This window comes from Streptomyces bluensis (assembly GCF_014650715.1).
Lineage (GTDB): Bacteria > Actinomycetota > Actinomycetes > Streptomycetales > Streptomycetaceae > Streptomyces > Streptomyces bluensis.
Map to the genome: position 1 here is coordinate 141,625 of NZ_BMVM01000007.1, position 18,027 is coordinate 159,651.

Annotated in this window: 12 protein-coding genes; 8 read left to right on the forward strand and 4 right to left on the reverse strand. The window is 71.2% G+C overall.

The features are described 5' to 3' along the window. Nucleotides 1–581: 581 nt before the first annotated feature. Nucleotides 582–2,507: a sialidase family protein gene (locus IE262_RS19315; protein WP_189875134.1), complete on the forward strand. Its 1,926-nt coding sequence runs from the start codon at nt 582–584 to the stop codon at nt 2,505–2,507. A 10-nt stretch (nt 2,508–2,517) separates the two neighbouring features. Continuing rightward, a complete protein-coding gene (locus IE262_RS19320; RefSeq protein WP_189875136.1) occupies nt 2,518–3,753 on the forward strand; it encodes a DUF5005 domain-containing protein in 1,236 nt (411 codons plus the stop codon). Here IE262_RS19320 and IE262_RS19325 read toward each other — a convergent pair. Then, nucleotides 3,692–4,732, reverse strand: a complete 1,041-nt coding sequence (locus IE262_RS19325) for a bile acid:sodium symporter family protein (protein WP_134027938.1) — start codon at nt 4,730–4,732, stop codon at nt 3,692–3,694. The two genes, IE262_RS19320 and IE262_RS19325, sit on opposite strands and share 62 nt — an antisense overlap. Nucleotides 4,733–4,967: 235 nt before the next feature. Between IE262_RS19325 and IE262_RS19330 the strand changes: the two genes are divergently transcribed. From IE262_RS19330 to IE262_RS19350, 5 genes are all read left to right on the forward strand, one after another. Next, entirely contained in the window at nt 4,968–5,840 is an 873-nt protein-coding gene (locus IE262_RS19330; RefSeq protein ID WP_134027940.1) for a LysR substrate-binding domain-containing protein, read from the forward strand. Nucleotides 5,841–6,340: 500 nt separating this feature from the next. Next, a complete protein-coding gene (locus IE262_RS19335) occupies nt 6,341–8,167 on the forward strand; it encodes an AMP-dependent synthetase/ligase (RefSeq protein WP_134027942.1) in 1,827 nt (608 codons plus the stop codon). Nucleotides 8,168–8,277: 110 nt separating this feature from the next. After that, complete coding sequence (locus IE262_RS19340; RefSeq protein ID WP_189875138.1) at nt 8,278–9,534, forward strand: ABC transporter substrate-binding protein; 1,257 nt, start codon at nt 8,278–8,280, stop codon at nt 9,532–9,534. Nucleotides 9,535–9,555: 21 nt separating this feature from the next. After that, complete coding sequence (locus IE262_RS19345; RefSeq protein ID WP_189875140.1) at nt 9,556–12,282, forward strand: ABC transporter permease subunit; 2,727 nt, start codon at nt 9,556–9,558, stop codon at nt 12,280–12,282. Next, nucleotides 12,279–13,070, forward strand: a complete 792-nt coding sequence (locus IE262_RS19350) for an ABC transporter ATP-binding protein (protein ID WP_189875142.1) — start codon at nt 12,279–12,281, stop codon at nt 13,068–13,070. The genes IE262_RS19345 and IE262_RS19350 overlap by 4 nt, the downstream gene beginning before the upstream one ends. A gap of 53 nt (nt 13,071–13,123) precedes the next feature. Here IE262_RS19350 and IE262_RS19355 read toward each other — a convergent pair whose 3' ends face one another. Continuing rightward, nucleotides 13,124–13,915, reverse strand: a complete 792-nt coding sequence (locus tag IE262_RS19355; RefSeq protein WP_189875143.1) for a polysaccharide lyase family protein — start codon at nt 13,913–13,915, stop codon at nt 13,124–13,126. A gap of 293 nt (nt 13,916–14,208) precedes the next feature. Here IE262_RS19355 and IE262_RS19360 point away from each other — a divergent pair, with 293 nt between their 5' ends. After that, on the forward strand, nt 14,209–15,045 hold the full coding sequence (locus IE262_RS19360) for an aldo/keto reductase (RefSeq protein WP_134027952.1): 837 nt from the start codon (nt 14,209–14,211) through the stop codon (nt 15,043–15,045). 84 nt (nt 15,046–15,129) lie between these two features. Here the strand turns inward: IE262_RS19360 and IE262_RS19365 are convergent, their stop codons facing one another. Continuing rightward, nucleotides 15,130–16,017 (reverse strand): class I SAM-dependent methyltransferase, encoded by an 888-nt coding sequence (locus IE262_RS19365; protein WP_189875145.1) that lies wholly within the window; start codon nt 16,015–16,017, stop codon nt 15,130–15,132. Nucleotides 16,018–16,253: 236 nt separating this feature from the next. Further along, nucleotides 16,254–17,975 carry a glycoside hydrolase family 6 protein gene (locus IE262_RS19370; RefSeq protein ID WP_189875147.1) on the reverse strand — a complete coding sequence of 574 codons (1,722 nt, stop codon included), beginning with the start codon at nt 17,973–17,975 and terminating at the stop codon, nt 16,254–16,256. Nucleotides 17,976–18,027: the final 52 nt, after the last annotated feature.

The window sequence follows — 18,027 nt, forward strand, 5'->3', positions numbered from 1 at the left end:
ACGAGCCCGTGAACTGCTCGCGCTCGGCACACGACACGGCCCCCCGTACCGGTGCCCTTCGCCCCCGCCGCCCCTACCCGTCCCATCCCTGGGGGCTGCCACCCCCAAACCCCCGCTTGTCGGCCTGAACGGCCTCGTCCTCAAACGCCGGACGGGCTGAAAAGTCCAGCCCCTCCGGCGTTTGAGGAGCGGGGGTACGGGGCGGAGCCCCGGAAGTTCGGGGGCGGGGCGGGGCGTCGGAATCCCGGTCCGGAAGGCGGACCGATGGGCAAGATCGGGGCCCGGAATCCCGGTCCGAGGGGCGAACCGATGGGTGGGGCCGGGGCCGAGCCCCGTAATCGGGGGTTCAGGGGGGTTGGCCCCTTGGCGGGGGCGAAGGGGCGGAGCCCCTGAGGATGGGACGGGTAGGGGCGGCGGGGGCGTGATCCGGGGCGGGGCGTCGGGCCTGACCCTTCGTCACCGGCTTGGCCCCGCACCTCTTGTGACGCACATGGGCGCGAAGTAGCGTCTGTGGCCCCGCACGTTGGACGTGGGATGTCCGATGTCCTGTTTGTCTAGACGCATGAAGGGCGGGCCGCACCATGCCGTCAAGTCACCGTGCACGTCTGAGAGCGCTCGTCACCGCCACACTCACCGCCTTTCTCGCCGTGGCCGCCTTACTCGTGTCGCCCGGACCGGCGGGCGCCGAACCGGCGAGGGTGGCAGCCGGCGCGGAGCCCGCGACCGGGCAGTTCGACCAGCAGATCCTCTTCAAGGCCTCGCAGGACCCCGGCTACGCCTGCTTCCGGATCCCTGCGATCGTGAGGACCACGAAGGGCACGCTCCTGGCGTTCGCCGAGGGCCGCGTGCTCAACTGCGGGGACGCGGCCGACATCGACATCGTGGTCAAGCGTTCCACCGACGGGGGCCGCACCTGGGGCCCGCTCCGGGTCGTCAACGAGGGCGCGGGCGACACACACGGCAACCCCGCGCCGATCGTGGACCGCGAGACCGGCCGCATCGTCCTCGCCGAGACGTACAACACGGGCCGTAAGGACAGCGCCAGCTGCCAGGTGCCGTGCGACCGCACCCCGCACCTCCAGTACAGCGACGACGACGGTCTCACGTGGTCACAGCCGCGTGACCTGAGTGCGGAGATCCTGCCGCCGCACTGGAACTCCTGGTACGCCACCGGCCCGGTGCACGGCATCCAGCTCAGCCGCGGCAAGCACGCCGGCCGGCTGGTCTTCGGCGTCAACGCCGAGACCTGGGACGGCACCCGCGTCACCGCCAACCACGCCGCCCTCATCGTCAGCGACGACGGCGGCGAGCACTGGCGCACCGGCGCCACGGACTCGTGGCCGATCGCGGACGACGGCACGTTCCGCCAGAAGCCCTCCGAGCTGACGCTCACCGAACGCCAGGACGGTTCAGTCTTCGTCAGCGGACGCGAACAGGACGGGACCGACCTCGGCCATCGCACCCAGACCGTCAGCCGCGACGGCGGCGACAGCTTCGACTCCCCCTTCCGGGCTCTCCCCGACTTCTACACGCCGCAGGTACAGGGCTCCTCGCTCCGCCTCGGGAAGCGGCTGCTGCTCGCCTGCCCCGGCGACCCGGACCGCCGGCGGACCATGATGATCCGCTCCTCCTACGACGGCGGCCGCACCTGGGACAGCGTGGACCGCGGCACCGTGATCACCACGGACTGGTCCGGTTACTCCGACATGGTGCAGATCGGCGCGGACACCGTGGGGTTGATGTACGAGGGCGGTGCGGTCGACGCCCGCGACGAGATCCGCTTCGCCCGCTTCACCGAGAACTGGCTGGAGTCGCGCCGAGGCCCGGACCCGACCACGGCCGACCGGGCGGCCGGCGGCAGGCCCGCGCTCGTGCTCGGCGGGGCCCGCGCGACGGACGGCGTGTTCGGCGGCGCGATCGAGTTCGACGGCACCGACGACGCCGTACGCCTGCCGTACAGCCCGCGGCTCCCGCTCGGGACGAGGGACTTCACCGCGTCCCTGTGGTTCCGCTACTCGGCCACGACCGGTGAGCAGCCGCTGCTGTGGATGGGCGGTGTCGGGACGACGCAGCCCCAGGTGTGGCTGCGCGGCGAGCCCGCGTCGGACCGTATCCAGGGCCTGATCACCGTGCGGGAGGGGTCCTCCCCGCCCAGGTCGGCGTCCGTGCGCACGGCCGGTGCCTACAACGACGGCCGGTGGCACCACCTCGCGCTGCGGCGCGGCGGAGGGCAGCTGACGCTGTTCATCGACGGGACGGCGGTCGGTACGGCGGACGCACCCGGGTCGGTCAGCCGGAACTCACCCTTCGGGGTCCACATAGGGCAGAAAATGGACAGCCGGGCGTTCTTCGACGGGGCGATCGACGACGTGCGCGTCTACGACCGGGCGCTCGGTGACGAAGAGCTGACCGGTCTGCGAAAGCCGGGCGCGGCAGGCACGGCGGCCCGCGGCTCGGTCCTGTGGCTGCCCATGGACCGGGTGGACCGGGTACGCGCGGACCACTAACGTCCCGTCCGTGCCCGACGACGACGCACGAGCACGAGGGCGGACGGGGACCGGGCTGGGGCTTCTCCTGGCGCTGGTCCTCGCCGCCGTGCTGCTCACCGCCCTCCCGGACGACCGGGAGGGCGGCGGCACGTGCGGGGCCCGTACGGTCCGGACCTGGCGTGCGGACAGCGCGCTCACGGGCGAGTTCGCGCGGTACGGGGACGACGGCACGCGCACCGACGACTGGACCGGCGGCGACGGCACCCACTCGGTGCGGCTGCCGGACGGGCGCGTGCTGTGGCTGTTCTCGGACACGTATCTCGGCCGGGTGCACGGGCCGCCCAATCCGGTCGGCGAGTCCGTCGCGTGGCGGGACACCTCGACGCCGCTGGTGCGCAACTCGGCCGTGGTGATGTCCGATTCCGGTCGGCTGCTGTCCACCCTGCCCGCCCCGGTCTTCCCGGACCCGGCCCCTCAGCAGTGGCGCTGGCCGGTCGCGGCGCGCGTCGAGCCGCGCTCCCCCGGCTCGGCGGAGAGGGTGGTGAGGGTTCTTCTGTGGACCCGCGCGGCCGGGCAGGCCCCGTGGATCTACGGCGTTCCCACGGCCACCGAGGTCGCCACGCTCTCGCTGCCCGGTCTCCGCCTTGAGGGCATCAGGACGGTCCTGGACCAGCGGTCGGTCGCCGACCCGGCCCGGCGGACGCTGTTCGGGACGACGGCCGTCGACGCGGGCGCCTGGACCTACGTCTTCGGCGGGAACGACGCGCAGGCCGTCTCCCGCCGGGTGTCGCAGGCGTACGTCGCCCGGGTGCCGCGCGGCAGGCTCGGGGAGCCCGGTGCGTGGGAGTACTGGGACGGCGGCCGGTGGGCGGTGCGCGGCCGGCCCGAGCCGGTGCTCGGGGACGGGCGGCGACGGGGTGTGGGCAGCGCGTTCACGGTGGTCCGCGACGGCCGTACGTACGTGCTGTTCACGATGGCCGCGGGCATCCGGGGCCTGACCACGGTCACCTCGTACTGGTCCTGCTCGCCCACCGGCCCCTGGCACGGCCCCGGGAAGGGTTTCCGCCCGCCCCTGCCCGCCGGGGAGGTGGCGGCGTACAACCCGCAGGCCCACGAGGCGCTCAGCGGCGGCGGCAGTCGGCTCGTGCTCAGCTATGACGTCAACTGGCTGACCGCGAATGCCACGTCGGCGCAGGTGAACCTCAGCCGGAACGTGTCCCTGTACCGACCGCGGTTCGTATCGCTTCGTCTCGCTCCTGGGTGAGCTCCGGCTCCACCGGGTCGTGGGAGCGGCGCTTGGCGATGACCGCGCACACCATGAGCTGCATCTGGTGGAAGAGCATCAGCGGCAGCACGGCGAGGGACGCCTGGGCGCCGAAGAGCACGCTCGCCATGGGCAGCCCGGAGGCGAGGGACTTCTTCGAGCCCGCGAACTGGAGGGCGATGCGGTCCTCACGGCTGAACCGCAGTGCCTTCCCGCCGTACCAGGTGAGCGCCAGCATCACCGCGAGCAGTACGGCCTCCACGACCAGCAGGCCGCCGAGCCGTACGGGGCTGACCTGGTGCCAGATGCCCCGCACCATGCCCTCGCTGAACGCGACGTAGACGACGAGGAGGATCGAGCCGCGGTCGACGAGGCCCACGACCTTCCGGTGCCGGGCGATGAAGCCGCCGATCCAGCGGCGCGCGATCTGCCCCGCGGCGAACGGCACCAGCAGTTGCAGCACGATCTCGACGAGCGAGTCCGCGGCGAACCCGCCCGCGCTGCTGCCGAGCAGGCTCGCCGCGAGAAGCGGGGTGATGACGATGCCGGCGAGGGAGGAGAAGGAGCCCGCGCAGATCGCGGCGGGCACGTTGCCGCGCGCCATCGAGGTGAACGCGATCGACGACTGGATGGTCGACGGCACGAGGGTCAGGAAGAGGAGACCGGTGTAGAGGGAGTGCGTCAGGAACACCGGTTCGAGCGCGCGGGCGGCGAGGCCGAGCAGCGGGAAGATCACGAAGGTGCAGGCGAGGACGGTGACGTGCAGCCGCCAGTGCTTCAGTCCGTTGAGTGCGTCACGGGTGGAGAGCCGGACACCGTAGAGGAAGAACAGCAGGGCGATCGCGGCCGTGGACGCCCCCGAGGCGACGTCGGCGGCCGTACCCCGGGCCGGGAGGAGAGCGGCGACACCCACCGTCCCGAGCAACAGCAGGATGTACGGGTCGATCGGCAGCCGGCTGGGCCACTGCAGGCGTTTCACGGTGCTCCACTTGCTTGGTTCTTGAAACTGCTTGGTTCTTGAAACTGCTTGGTTCTCGTTACTTGCTTGGTTCTCGATCGCCCGGTTCCGATCGCTTGGTTCTGATCGTCCCGGGATCGTCTCGGGGCTGGATCGTGCCCTCTCCATGGTCCTCCTGATCACCGCGATCGGGAATCCGGTATACCGCTCTCACTGTCATCGGATTTCGTGATGACCGCGCACTACGCTGGTCGCCATGTACGACCCCTCCCATCTGCGCACGTTCCTCGCGGTGGCCCAGACGCTGAGCTTCACACAGGCCGCCCGCCGGCTCGGGCTGCGCCAGTCCACGGTCAGCCAGCATGTGCGCCGCCTGGAGGACGCCACCGGGCGGCAGCTGTTCTCGCGGGACACCCACTCCGTGGAGCTGACGGAGGACGGCGAGGCGATGCTCGGTTTCGCGCGCCGGCTGCTGGAGGTGCAGGAACAGGCGACGGCGTTCTTCACGGGCACCCGGCTGCGCGGACGCCTGCGCTTCGGGGCCTCCGAGGACTTCGTGCTGACCCGGCTCCCGGAGATCCTGGAGCGCTTCCGCAGCGACCACCCCGAGGTGGATCTGGAGCTGACGGTGGAGCTGTCCGGGACCCTGCACGAGCAGCTCGCCGCGGGCAAACTCGACCTGGTGCTGGCCAAGCGGCGGCCCCAGGACCCGCGCGGTGAACTGGTCTGGCACGACCGGCTGGTCTGGATCGGTGCGGAGCGGCTGCGCCTGGACCCCGAGCGGCCGGTGCCGCTCATCGTGTACCCGCCGCCGGGGATCACCCGGGCGCTGGCTCTGGAGGCGCTGGAGCGCGAGGGCCGCGCCTGGCGCATCGCGTGCACGAGCGGCAGCCTCAACGGGCTGATCGCAGCGGCCCGCGCGGGCCTCGGGGTGATGGCGCACTCGCACGGGCTGGTGCCCCCGGGCCTGGTCCGGGTGCCCGACCGGGCCGGCCTGCCCGAGCTGGGCGAGGTCGACTTCGTCATCGTCCACGGGCGGCGGCACGGCGCGGAACGGGGCGCCGCGGACGCGCTCGCGGCGGCGATCCTGTCCGGCGGGGACCGGCTGCACCCCGGGCGGCGGGGCTGACCGTCGGAGGCGGGCGGCCGTCACTTCCCGGCCGGACACGGGCGATGTGGCGGGGGGTGTGACGGTGGCGGCGGCCGGTGCGCTGGTACAGGTGTTGGGGCGTGCCCCGCGGACCACGCAGGACGTCGTCCGTGAGCACGCACCGGCGGAGGAAGCCGCGAAGCCGCGCGACGGACCGCCGCTGGGGCCGGGAACCGAAGCGGCGTGACCCGGCCCCAGCGGCCACCACGCCGGCCACGCCCCGCACACGGAACAAGGTCTTCCGGATCGTGTCCGCACCGACGCGCACCGTAACCGCGCCGTACAGATTCGGTGGAGATTACGGGCTCGAAACTTACCCCACCGTAGGAAATTCTGTCCGGACTCTCCCCCTGTGCGGGCATTTCCGCAGGCAGCCGGGGGCCGGTGCCACCCCGTTGACACGTTCGGACGCCCCTCCCGCCCCGTCCGCAGGTGGGGTAGCTTTCACGGCGCTGTGGGGAGCGCCACGAGGAGCGGGATTGCGCGAGTTCACCAACCCTCCGTTGGCGTCGGCACCGCCGGTGGGCGGCCTGGCCGACGTCGTCTACGAGTACGCCCGGGACGACCCCCGGTATGTCGCGCTCGGCCGCAAGGACGAGCGGGGACGGTGGCGGGACGTCACCTCCGCCGGGTTCCGCGACGAGGTGCTCGCCCTCGCCAAGGGGCTCCTCGCCCAGGGCATACGTTTCGGCGACCGGGTCGCCATCATGTGCCGTACGCGCTACGAGTGGACACTCTTCGACTTCGCCCTGTGGTCCGTCGGCGCCCAGGTCGTCCCGGTCTACCCCACGTCCTCCGCCGAGCAGGTCTTCTGGATGCTGCACGACGCGCAGGTGTCGGCCGTGATGGTGGAGCACGAGGACCACGCGATGACGGTCGCCACCGTCGTCGACCGGCTTCCGGCACTGCACAAGCTGTGGCAGCTCGACGCGGGCGCCGTACAGGAGCTGTACGAGGCGGGCGCGCACCTCGACGACGACGTGGTGCACCGGCACCGGCGCGCGGTCACCCCGGAGTCCACCGCGACGATCATCTACACGTCCGGCACCACCGGCCGCCCCAAGGGCTGCGTCATCAGCCACGGGAACTTCATGTTCCAGGCGGACACCGTCATCGAACGCTGGAAGCCCCTCTTCCACTCCAGGAAGGGCGACGAGGCGGCGACCCTGCTGTTCCTGCCGCTCGCCCATGTCTTCGGGCGCATGGTGCAGGTCGCCGGGATCCGCGGGAAGGTCAAGTTCGGCCACCAGCCCCAGCTCAACGCGGCGGCGCTGCTGCCCGACCTGGCCGCCTTCCGGCCGACCTTCTTCCTGGCCGTGCCGTACATCTTCGAGAAGGTCTTCAACGCCGCGCGCCGCAAGGCCGAGAAGGAGGGCAGGGCCGGCGCGTTCGAGAAGGCCGTCGAGGTCGCCGTGAACTACGCGGACGCCATGGAGGCGAAGGCGTGGGGCATCGGACCAGGCCCCTCGGCCGGCCTGCGCCTGCAGCACCAGATCTTCGACAAGCTCGTCTACTCCAAGATCAGGGCCGCGATGGGCGGACGTGTGCGGCACGCGATGTCCGGCGGCTCTGCGATGGACCGGCGGCTCGGCCTGTTCTTCGCGGGCGCGGGCGTTTCCATCTACGAGGGGTACGGCCTCACGGAGTCCACCGCGGCCGCGACCGCCAACCCGCCCGAGCGCACCCGGTACGGCACGGTCGGGCAGCCCATCCCGGGCATGACCGTGCACATCTCGGACGACGGCGAGATCTGGCTGCGCGGCGACAACGTCTTCCAGGGGTACCTCAACAACCCCAAGGCCACCGACGAGGCGCTGCACGACGGCTGGCTGGCCACCGGTGACCTCGGCTCGCTCGACCAGGACGGCTACCTCACCATCACCGGGCGCAAGAAGGAGATCCTGGTGACCTCGGGCGGCAAGAGCGTCTCCCCCGGCCTGCTGGAGGAGCGGGTACGGGACCATCCGCTGGTCGCCCAGTGCATCGTCGTCGGCAACGACCGGCCGTACATAGCGGCCCTCGTCACGCTCGACGGGGAGGCCGTGGAGCACTGGCTGCAGATGCGGGACAAGCCGAAGATGACTCCGGCCCAACTGGTGCGGGACCCCGATCTGGAGACCGAGGTACGGCGGGCCGTGGTCGCGGCCAACACCCTGGTGTCGCAGGCCGAGTCGATCCGTACGTTCCGGATACTCGCCCACCAGTTCACCGAGGAGCACGGGTTGCTCACGCCGTCGCTGAAGCTGAAACGGAAGTCGATCGAGAACGCGTACGCGGTGGAGGTCGAGGCGCTGTACCGGGCGTGAGCCCCGAGGTCAGCGTTTCCTGACGGCTCCCCAGTTCCAGCCGCAGCAGTTATTGACGATCCATCAGATCTGCCGCACGCTTTCGGTCACCCGACGCAAGGGGGCCGACCGTGTCGCGTTCGATCCGTGCCATCACCGCCGTCGTGGCCGGGCTGTTGCTCGTCACCTCCTGCAACTCCGCCGCGAACAGCGGCAGTTCCGGAAAGGCCGGCTCAGGCGCCGTCCGGGGAGTGACCGACGACTCGGTCCGGGTCGGCGGGATCGTCTCGATGACCACGAGTACGGGGTACTCGAAGAAGGACACGGACCTGGGCGCGAAGGCGCGGTTCAACCGGGCCAACGCCGAGGGCGGGGTGGGCGGGCGGACCATCGACTACCTGGGCGCGGAGGACGACGGGCAGGACCCGGCGAAGAACCTCGCGGCCGCGCGGAAACTCGTCCAGCAGGACGAGGTGTTCGCGATCGCGCCCATGAGTTCCACCACCTTCTCCGGCGCCGACTTCCTGCAGCAGCAGAAGGTGCCGACCTTCGGCTGGGGCACCCTGCCCTCGTTCTGCGGGCCCAGCTACATCTACGGCTTCGGCGGCTGCATGGTCCCCACCCCCGGAGGGACCATCTCGCAGACCTGGCCGGAGGGCCTGAAGAAGGTGATGGGCGGCTCCGACGGCAAGTCGGTGGCGATCCTCGCCAACGACAGCGACGCCGGCACGTTCGCGATCCGCACCTACAAGCAGAGCTTCCTCTCGGCGGGCTACGAGGTGACGTACGCGAAGGCGGCCGTCCCCGCCGGGTCCGTGCCGAGCGACTGGTCGGCCTACACGAAGGAGATCCTGCGCAGCGACGGCGGGAAGGCCCCGGACGCCGTGGTGTCGGTGATGCAGACGCCGTACAACATCGGCCTGTTCACCGCCGTCAAACGGACCGGCTACCGGGGCGTGCTCTCCGATCCCACCGACTACGACCCGGCGCTGCTCGCCAAGGACGCGACCGCGCAGGCGCTGGACGGGGTGCACGTGCTCACGCAGTTCCAGCCGTTCGAGCAGGACAGCGCGGACATGCGGCGGTTCCGGGCGGACATCCGGAAGGCGGCAGGGAAGGACGTGCAGCTCAACATGCACATGATGACCGGTTACATGTCCGCGGATCTCTTCCTCGCCATCGCCCGGAAGGCGGGCAGGAACCTGACCGCGGGGTCCTTCCAGAAGGCGGCGAAGGGCTTCTCCGACACGGGCACGCTGGTCGGCGACCGGGCCGAGCCCAAGGGGCAGAAGGAGTCCTTCGGGTGCGGGGCGCTGGTCCAGCTGAAGGACGGGACGTACGTGGTGTCGGCGCCCTTCACGTGCTACTCGCCGATTCCCTTCACCTAGCTGCCCCCGGGAGGGATGGGGATGTCCGACCTGCTGGGGTTCGTACTGAGCGGACTGGTCTCCGGCGCGTTGTACGCGCTGCTGGCGAGCGGGCTCGTGCTGTCGTACTCGGCCTCGGGGCTGTTCAACTTCGCGCACGGCGCCACCGCCTACCTGTGTGCGCTGACCTTCTACGAGCTGCACTCCGGGTTCGGTTGGCCCGCGGTGCCGACGGCCCTGCTGCTGGTGTGCGTCGTCGCACCCGGGCTGGGCTGGTGCCTGGACCGGCTGATGTTCCGCAAGCTGGCGCGGGTCGGTGAGACGGCCCAGATCGTGGCCACCATCGGGCTGCTGGTGGCGCTGCCGGCGCTCGGGCTGTGGACCGTGGAGTTGCTTGAGGACGCGGGGGCACCGGTCACGCCGGCCGAGAACCAGTTCGGGCTGCCCGGGGTCGGGCCGAGCCCGGCCGCGTCCTGGCACCTGACGGACGGGGTCGGGATCGACTCCGACCAGCTGATCACCTGGGTGGTGACGGCCGTGGTGGCCGTGGGGCTGTGGGTGCTGATGCGGCACACCCCGCTGGGGCTGCGGCTGCGCGCGGCCGTCGACAACCGGTCGCTGGTGGAGTTGCGCGGCATGAGCGCGGACCGGCTGTCGTCGGTGGCGTGGATGGTGTCGAGCGGGCTGGCGGGGCTGGCGGGTGTGCTGGCCACTCCCCTGCTCGGCCTGTCGGCGCACGACTTCACTCTGTTCCTGTTCGTGTCGGCCACGGCCGCCGTGCTGGGCCGCTTCGCCTCGGTCCCGCTCGCCTTCGCGGGCGGGCTCGGGCTCGGGGTGCTGCAGAACCTGGTCGCGGGGTACGCGTCGTTCGCCGAGCGGATCACCGGGTTCCGTACGGCCGTACCGTTCCTGATCCTCTTCGCGGGCCTGCTGGTGCTCACCCGGCGGCAGCGGACGGCGGGGACCGCGACGGCCGACGCGCCGCCCGTGGACCACCTGGCGGGGCGGTCGTGGGCACGGCGGTGGGGTCCCTGGACGGTGGCGGCCGTGCTGCTGGCCGTGGCGCTCTACACGGTGACCACCCCCTTCTGGAGCGGCATCATCGCCCAAGGGCTCGCGATCTCGCTGGTGTTCGTGTCCTTCACGGTGGTGACGGGGCTGGGGGCGATGGTGTCCCTGGCGCAGGCGACGTTCGTGACGGCCGCGGCGCTGGTGGCGGGGCTGCTGATGAGCCACGGGTGGCCGTTCGCGGCGGCGGCCGCCGTGGGCACGTGCGCGGCAGCCGTGCTGGGCGCGCTGGTGGCGCTGCCCGCGCTGCGGCTGGGCGGCAGGTCGCTGGCCCTCGCGACGCTCGCGCTGGCCTTCCTCGCGGATCAGGTGCTCTTCCAGATGGGCTGGCTGAGGAACGGCGACACGGGGTGGGCGATCCCACGGCCCGTCCTCGGCCCGCTGGACCTGTCCGACGACCGGGCGATGGGCCTGGCGATGATCGTGCTCGTCGCGGTGGCCGTGGCGTCGCTGAGCGCGTTGCGTGACTCACCGTCCGGGCGGGCCATGCTGGCGGTGCGGTCGGCCCCGGCGGCCGCGATGGCCTCCGGCGTCTCCGTGGTACGCACCAAGCTGACGCTGTTCACGCTGTCCGCGGGGCTCGCCGGGTTCGGGGGCGTGATGTACGCGTCGTACAGCACGAGGATCACAGCGACCGACTTCACGGCGATGACGGGGCTCGTGTGGCTCGCGGTGGTCGTGGCCGCGGGGGTGCGGCGGCCGCAGTACGCGGTGGTGGCCGGGCTGGTGTTCGCGGTGATGCCGCACGTCATGGCGGACTACGTGACGGAGTCGGCGCATCTGCCGGTGATCCTGTTCGGGCTGGCGGGGCTCGCCCTCGGACACGATCCCGACGGCTACTGCGCGGCGCTGCCGACGCGCCTGCACCGGCGGCGGACCGCGGCGGAACCGCACGGCACCGCCCCCGAGCCGCCCGTGCCCCGGCAGGCGCCCAGCGAGGATGCCGCCCTCCAACTGCGCGGTGTGCGCGCCGGATACGACGGTGCCCCCGTCCTGCACGGCGTCGACCTCGCCGTACGCCCCGGTGAGATCCTCGCGCTGCTCGGGCCCAACGGAGCGGGGAAGTCGACCCTGTGCCGGGTGGCCGCCGGGCTGCTGCCGCCGCTGTCCGGGCAGGTGTACGCGGCCGGACGTGACCTCACGCGGGAGCGAGCCGTGGGGCGGGCGCGGGCCGGTGTGCTGCTGGCGCCCGAGGGCCGGGGCATCTTCCCGGCGCTGACCATCGAAGAGAACCTCGCACTCCACCTGCGGGCCAGGGGTGACCGTGACGCCGTCTACGACCGCTTCGCCGCGCTCGCCGCCCGGCGCGGGGTCGCCGCGGGGTCGTTGTCCGGTGGCGAACAGCAGTTGCTCGCGCTCGCGCCCCTCCTCCAGCGCCCGCCCGCGGTCCTGATCGCGGACGAACCGTCCCTGGGTCTCGCGCCCCGCGTGGTCGACGAGGTGTTCCACCTCCTCGTCGAACTCAGGAGCGCCGGTACGGCGTTGCTGCTCGTCGAGGAGAAGGCCGCGGAGGTCCTGGAGGTCGCCGACACGGTCGCGTACCTCTCTCAGGGGCGGGTGACCTGGTGCGGGCCGCGCGCCGAGGTGGAGGCGGACCGGTTGACGGAGGCGTACCTGGGGATCGGGGCGAGCGGTGCGGGACGTCATGATGACGCCCCCGGTGACCCTGGGGGCCGCCCCCAGGAGGTGCGCCGGCCATGAACACGAACACGAGCGCCCCGGTTCTCCGGGCCACCGGCGTGGGCGTCCGCTTCGGCGGGGTGCGCGCCCTGGACGGCGTGGATCTGACACTGCGCCCCGGCGAGGTGTGCGGGCTCATCGGCCCCAACGGGGCGGGAAAGACGACCCTGTTCGACGTCCTGTCCGGCATCCGCCGCCCGGACGCAGGCCGTGTGCTCCTCGACGGCTCCGACATCACCCGCCGGTCCCCCGTGTGGCGCGCCCGGCACGGCATGCGGCGCACCTTCCAACGGCAGCAGCCCTTCGGCCAGTTGACGGTGGCCGACAACCTCGTCGTGGCCCAGGAGTGGCGCGGCGGTGGCGGCGGCCTCGCCGCCGACCTGGTGGGGGCGCCGGCCCGGCGGCCCTACGAAAGGGCGCGCCGGGACCGGGCCGCGGCCGTGCTGGCCGCCTGCGGTCTGGACGCGGTCGCCGGGTCGTACGCGGCGGCCCTGCCCGTCGGCCGCGCCCGCATGCTGGAGCTGGCCCGCGCGGTCGCGGACCCGCCCCGGGTGCTGCTCCTGGACGAGCCCGCCTCCGGCATGACCGCCGAGGAGAGCCGCGCCCTCAAGTCCGTGGTGCTCCGGCTGGCGGCCGAGGAGGGCTGTGCCGTCCTCCTCGTCGAGCACAACGTCTCCTTCGTCATGGCGCTGTGCGCCCGGGTCGTCGTCCTCGACCTGGGCCGGGTCCTGGCCGAGGGGACACCCGCCGGGGTGCGCGCGGACCCACGGGTGCGGGAGGCGTACCTCGGCACGGGCGTACCGGGCTGACGCGGCGGACCCGGCGGTGGACGAGGCGGTGGACGAGGCGGTGGACGAGGCGGTCAGACGAGTTGGTAGCCGCGCAGGTTGGTGAGCAGCATGTAGGTGTTCTGGAGGGAGCCCGACGTGTCGCCCAGGGAGCGGTAGATGCCCCACTTGGGGCGGACGCGGTCGGCGAGGAAGGTGTCCACGCCGGTCTTGGAGGCGTCGATGACGGTGCTCGAACCGCTCTTGAGGATCCAGCGGACCGAACCGGCCGAGCCGTTGCCGACCTTGATCTGGAAGTCGACGTCCGTCCATGTGTCGTGCAGCGGGTCGAGAGGGGTACGGCCGACCAGGATGTCGTCCTCGAACAGCTTCAGCTCGATGGTCTGGGCCCCGTTCACCCGGCGCAGCGACTGCACGACGATCGGCGCGGAACCCGTGCCCGGCTGCTTCATCTGCATGATGTGGGTGAAGGTGGTGGTCGCCTTCAGCGAACTCGGCAGGTACATCGAGTACGTGACCCGCCAGGTCTGGCCCTCGGTCCACTTGAGGTAGTTGCTGCCGCCGCCGTTGCGCAGTCCGGTGACCTCCTGGCGCTGGCGGTCGGTCGAGGTGTCCCGGTCGACGGTGTGCATGTCGAAGCGCCAGTTGTTGCCCGTGGCGTAGATGTGCGGGGAGGCGGAGGTGTGCGAGTCGGCGCGGTCGTCCTCGATGGTCTCGAAGGCACCGAGGCCGTCGGCGCTCGCCGACGGGGACCACTTCAGCTGCCAGGAGGCGGCGTGCGCGGTGGAGGCGGCGGGGAGGCCGACGGCAGCGGCGGCGGCACCGCCGAGGGTGGCGCCCAGGATTTTCCTTCGTGTGGTGCTCATGACTGATCACCTCGTCGTGAGTCGTGAGTCTGAGCCGGGAGTCTGAGCCGGGAGTCTGAGCCGCGAGCTGATTCACATACATGACCAGCGTTCACTGACGCGCCCGCCCATGGGAGTACAGGGTGGCGGCATGACGATGCATGGTCAATGGTCCAGACCGATACGTGTGAACTCCCTGCGCACATTCCGGCCATTCTGTGATGCAGGCGAAGGGCTCACCGGTCAGGAATGCAAACGAGCCCGTGATCGTTGACGATGGGAGTACCACCCGACGACTGAAGGATCGAGAGCTCGTGAGCAGCAACGTCCCCCCGATCACCCTGAACAACGGCGTCGAGATGCCCCAGCTGGGCTTCGGCGTCTGGCAGGTGCCGGACGACGAGGCGGAGCAGGCGGTCGGCACCGCGCTGGAGGCCGGGTACCGCAGCATCGACACAGCGGCGATCTACGGCAACGAAGAGGGCACCGGCAAGGCCATCGCCGCCTCCGGCATCCCCCGCGAGGATCTCTTCGTCACCACCAAGCTCTGGAACAGCGATCAGGGCTACGACTCCACGCTGCGCGCCTTCGACGCGTCACTGGAGAAGCTGGGCCTGGAGTTCGTGGACCTCTACCTGATCCACTGGCCGCTGCCGGCCAAGGGCACGTTCGTCGAGACGTACAAGGCCTTCGAGAAGCTGCTCGCGGACGGCCGCGTCCGCGCCATCGGTGTCTCCAACTTCCTTCCGGAGCACCTGGAGCAGCTGCTCGACGCCACCTCGGTGATCCCCGCGGTCAACCAGATCGAGCTGCACCCGCACCTCCAGCAGCAGGCGGCCCGTGAGTACCACGCGGAGCAGGGCATCGCCACCGAGGCCTGGTCGCCGCTCGGTCAGGGCAAGGGCCTCCTGGAGGTCCCGGCGATCGTCGCCATCGCGCAGAAGCACGGCCGCACCCCGGCCCAGATCGTGCTGCGCTGGCACCTCCAGATCGGCAACGTCGTGATCCCCAAGTCCGTGACCCCGTCCCGGATCAAGGAGAACATCGAGGTGTTCGACTTCTCCCTCGACACGGAGGACATGGCCGCGATCGGCGCCCTGAACGAGGACCGGCGCATCGGCCCGGACCCGGCGACGTTCAGCCTGGTCTGACCGGTACACGATGGCCTGACCGCTGCACGAAGCGCCCCGGAGCCCGACCTTCCGGTCCGGTTCCGGGGCGCTTCGCATGTCCCGCTATCGGTTCCCCAACTCCGCCTCCGCCACATGAATCGTGTGCGCCGCCAGGACGAAGACGTCCGGCCGGTGGTACAGGCTCGCCTTGTCCTCGGGGTCGAGGAGCCGGTCGACGGTCGCGAGGTCGGACGCGTCGAGGTGCTCTCCGAGGTTTTCGCGGTAGTGCTGGAACATGGCCACGACGAACGCGCGGGCCTCACCGGACAGCGGGGCGGGCAGGTCGAGCAGGAAGGTGCGGCTGGTGGCGCCGTGCAGGCCGACGGCGGCGAGCAGGCCCGGCCAGTCCTCGGTCTCCGCGACGGCGCCGGGGAGTTCGGCCCGCATCGCGGTGAACCGCTCGGCCTCGACGGCGCCGATACGGGCCTGGAGACCGGGCCGGCCGATGCCGATGTCGCGGGGCAGATAGCGGGCGGGGAGGCCGCCCTCCAGCAGGGCGAGGGTGCCGCCGGGCGCCAGCCGCTCGGCGAACGCCGCGAGAGCCGCCCGCTGGTCGGCGAGGTGGTGCAGGCTCCGGCTCGCCCAGAACAGATCGACCGGGTAGTCCAGGTCACCGAGCGCGTCCGGGAGTTCGCCCTCCAGCGTGCTGAAGCGGTCGCCGACACCGAGGCGCTCGGCCCGCGCCCGGGCGCGTTCGAGGAGGGGGCCGGAACCGTCGGCGGCGACGACCCGTGCCCCCGGGAACGCCTCGGCCAGCACACAGGCCACGACGCCGGGCCCGCTGCCCGCGTCGACGACGAGCCCCGGATGGGGCTGCCGCTTGCTCAGCCAGGCCGCGGCCCGCGCGTACAGGGGAGAGAACAGCTCGGCCTCCGCCTCCAGCCGCGGAGCCATGGCGGCCCAGTCCCGGTCGCCGTGATCATGGTGCTCGTGGTTGTGGTGGTGTCCCATGGTGAAGACCCTCTCGTCCGGATGCCCGTCAGCGTGCGCCGACGCACCCGGCCACGGCAATTCCCGTTGCCGCTTCGGCAAATCGGGCGAGAGAGATCGGGTGAGAGACATCGGGCGAGAGGTCGCTTCCGGCCGGATCGGTCCGCCGGGGGCCGGCCCAGGAATCCTGGCCCCCGGCGGACGTCGTGCACCAGGCGCTCACATGTCCGGGGCGTGGGGTCCGGACATGTGTCGGCTCACAGCGCCGGGTACGCGTTCTTCATGAGCTCCTGGAACTGGGCCGAGAACCAGTGCCCGGACAGCGGCGCGTTCGGCAGGGAGCCCGACAGGTTGTTGCCGTTGCGCGGGTTGCCCGTGTAGGTCGGGTCGCACATGCGGTCGAAGCCCTTGCCCTCGTCGTTCGGGATGGACGAGCTGGCTCCGTCGGACTCACCCGGGGGCTTCACCCACACGTAGGCGTCGATCCCGGCCGCCGGGTTGGCCTGCGGGCGCTCACCGAGGCCGGCTCCGGACTGGTTGCACCAGTTGCCGACGTGGATACGGCGGTCGTAGCGCCCGCCGTCGACGTACGTGTCGACGCTGGTCGTCGCCCCCGGTCCGGTGGGCCGCGCGGTGCCGCCCCAGCCGTTGCGGGAGGTGTCGATCAGCATGCCGATGCCGGAGTTGAAGCCGACCGAGACCAGCTGGTTGCGGAAGGCCTGGGCGAAGGACAGCTCGTCGACGTAGCGGTTCCAGTCGACCCACTTGGACTCACGGACCGACTTGCCGGCCACGTTGTCGTTGATGGTGTAGTTGTTCTCCTTCAGGGCGCTGTAGTTCGCCGTGTTGGTGATGAAGCCGTGCACGTCGTTCACCGTGGCGCCCTCTGCGGTCGCCGCCTCCTTGATGATGTTGGCGGACGGACCGAAGTTGTCGTCCCAGCCGAGCCAGCCGTGGTGTCCGGCGTCGATGTAGTTGTAGACGTTGGCGACGTCGCCGAGCTTGTTCAGTGCGTATCCGACGCCCTTGACGTAGTTGCCGTTGGCCTTCATCACATCGCACTGCGGGGTGGCCGTGGGCCGGCTGCCGGTGTTGGTCACCAGGTTCGGCAGCGAGTCGATCTCGACCGTCGTGACGATCCTGAGCGAGGCGTACTTCGGGTCGGCGAGGATCGCCGCGATCGGGTCGATGTACTGCGTCTTGTACTTGTCGATCTCCGTCGGGCCGAGCTCACCGTTGGAGGCGAGGGCGGAGCAGTCACGTCCGGGCAGGTTGTAGATGACCAGTTGGACGACCAGTTCGTCGGAGCCCTTCTGCCGCAGCGCCTCGTCGAGGTGCGCCCGCAGACTCATCCCGCCGTTCACCCCGTTGATGGCGGCGGTCCGGTCGAGCCATACGGCCGTGGGCTGGTTGGCGATGCGGCTGCCGCCCGGCTCGGCGTTGGCCTTCGCCCGCCACTCCGGATTCACGTACACCTTGGCGCCGGAGTACGGGTTGTCGACCTTGGCGTTCGGGCCGCTGGGGTCCGGCGGATCCGTGGGGCCGCTCCCGCCGTCGTCGACATTGCAGGCCACGCCGTCGAGCATGAAGGTGGCCGGGATCGCGTTGCTGCCGCTGTAGGAGGCGTTGAAGCCGAAGCTGACCGAACCGCCGGTCGACATCGGCCCGTTGTAGTTCTCGTTGGACGCGGTCACGGCGGTGCCGCTCTGGGCGAGATTGGCGTTCCAGCCGCTGGTGATCTTCTGGTTTCCGGCATACGACCACTTCACGGCCCACGACGACTTGGCGGCGCCGTTGTTGGTGACCGTGACGGAGGCGGTGAAGCCGGAGTCCCACTGGTTCTGGATCTTGTAGTCGACGGTGCAGGGGACGGCCCGGACGCCGGTGTCGTCGGGGACGGCGGCCATCGCGGTGCCGGTCGTACCGCCCACCAGCGCCAGTGCGGCGAGCAGCGACGTTCTTGTTCGGATGCGGCTCATCAGTGCGGGTTTCCTCTCCGTGGGGGTTTTCCGTGAGGGTGGTTCGTGGGGG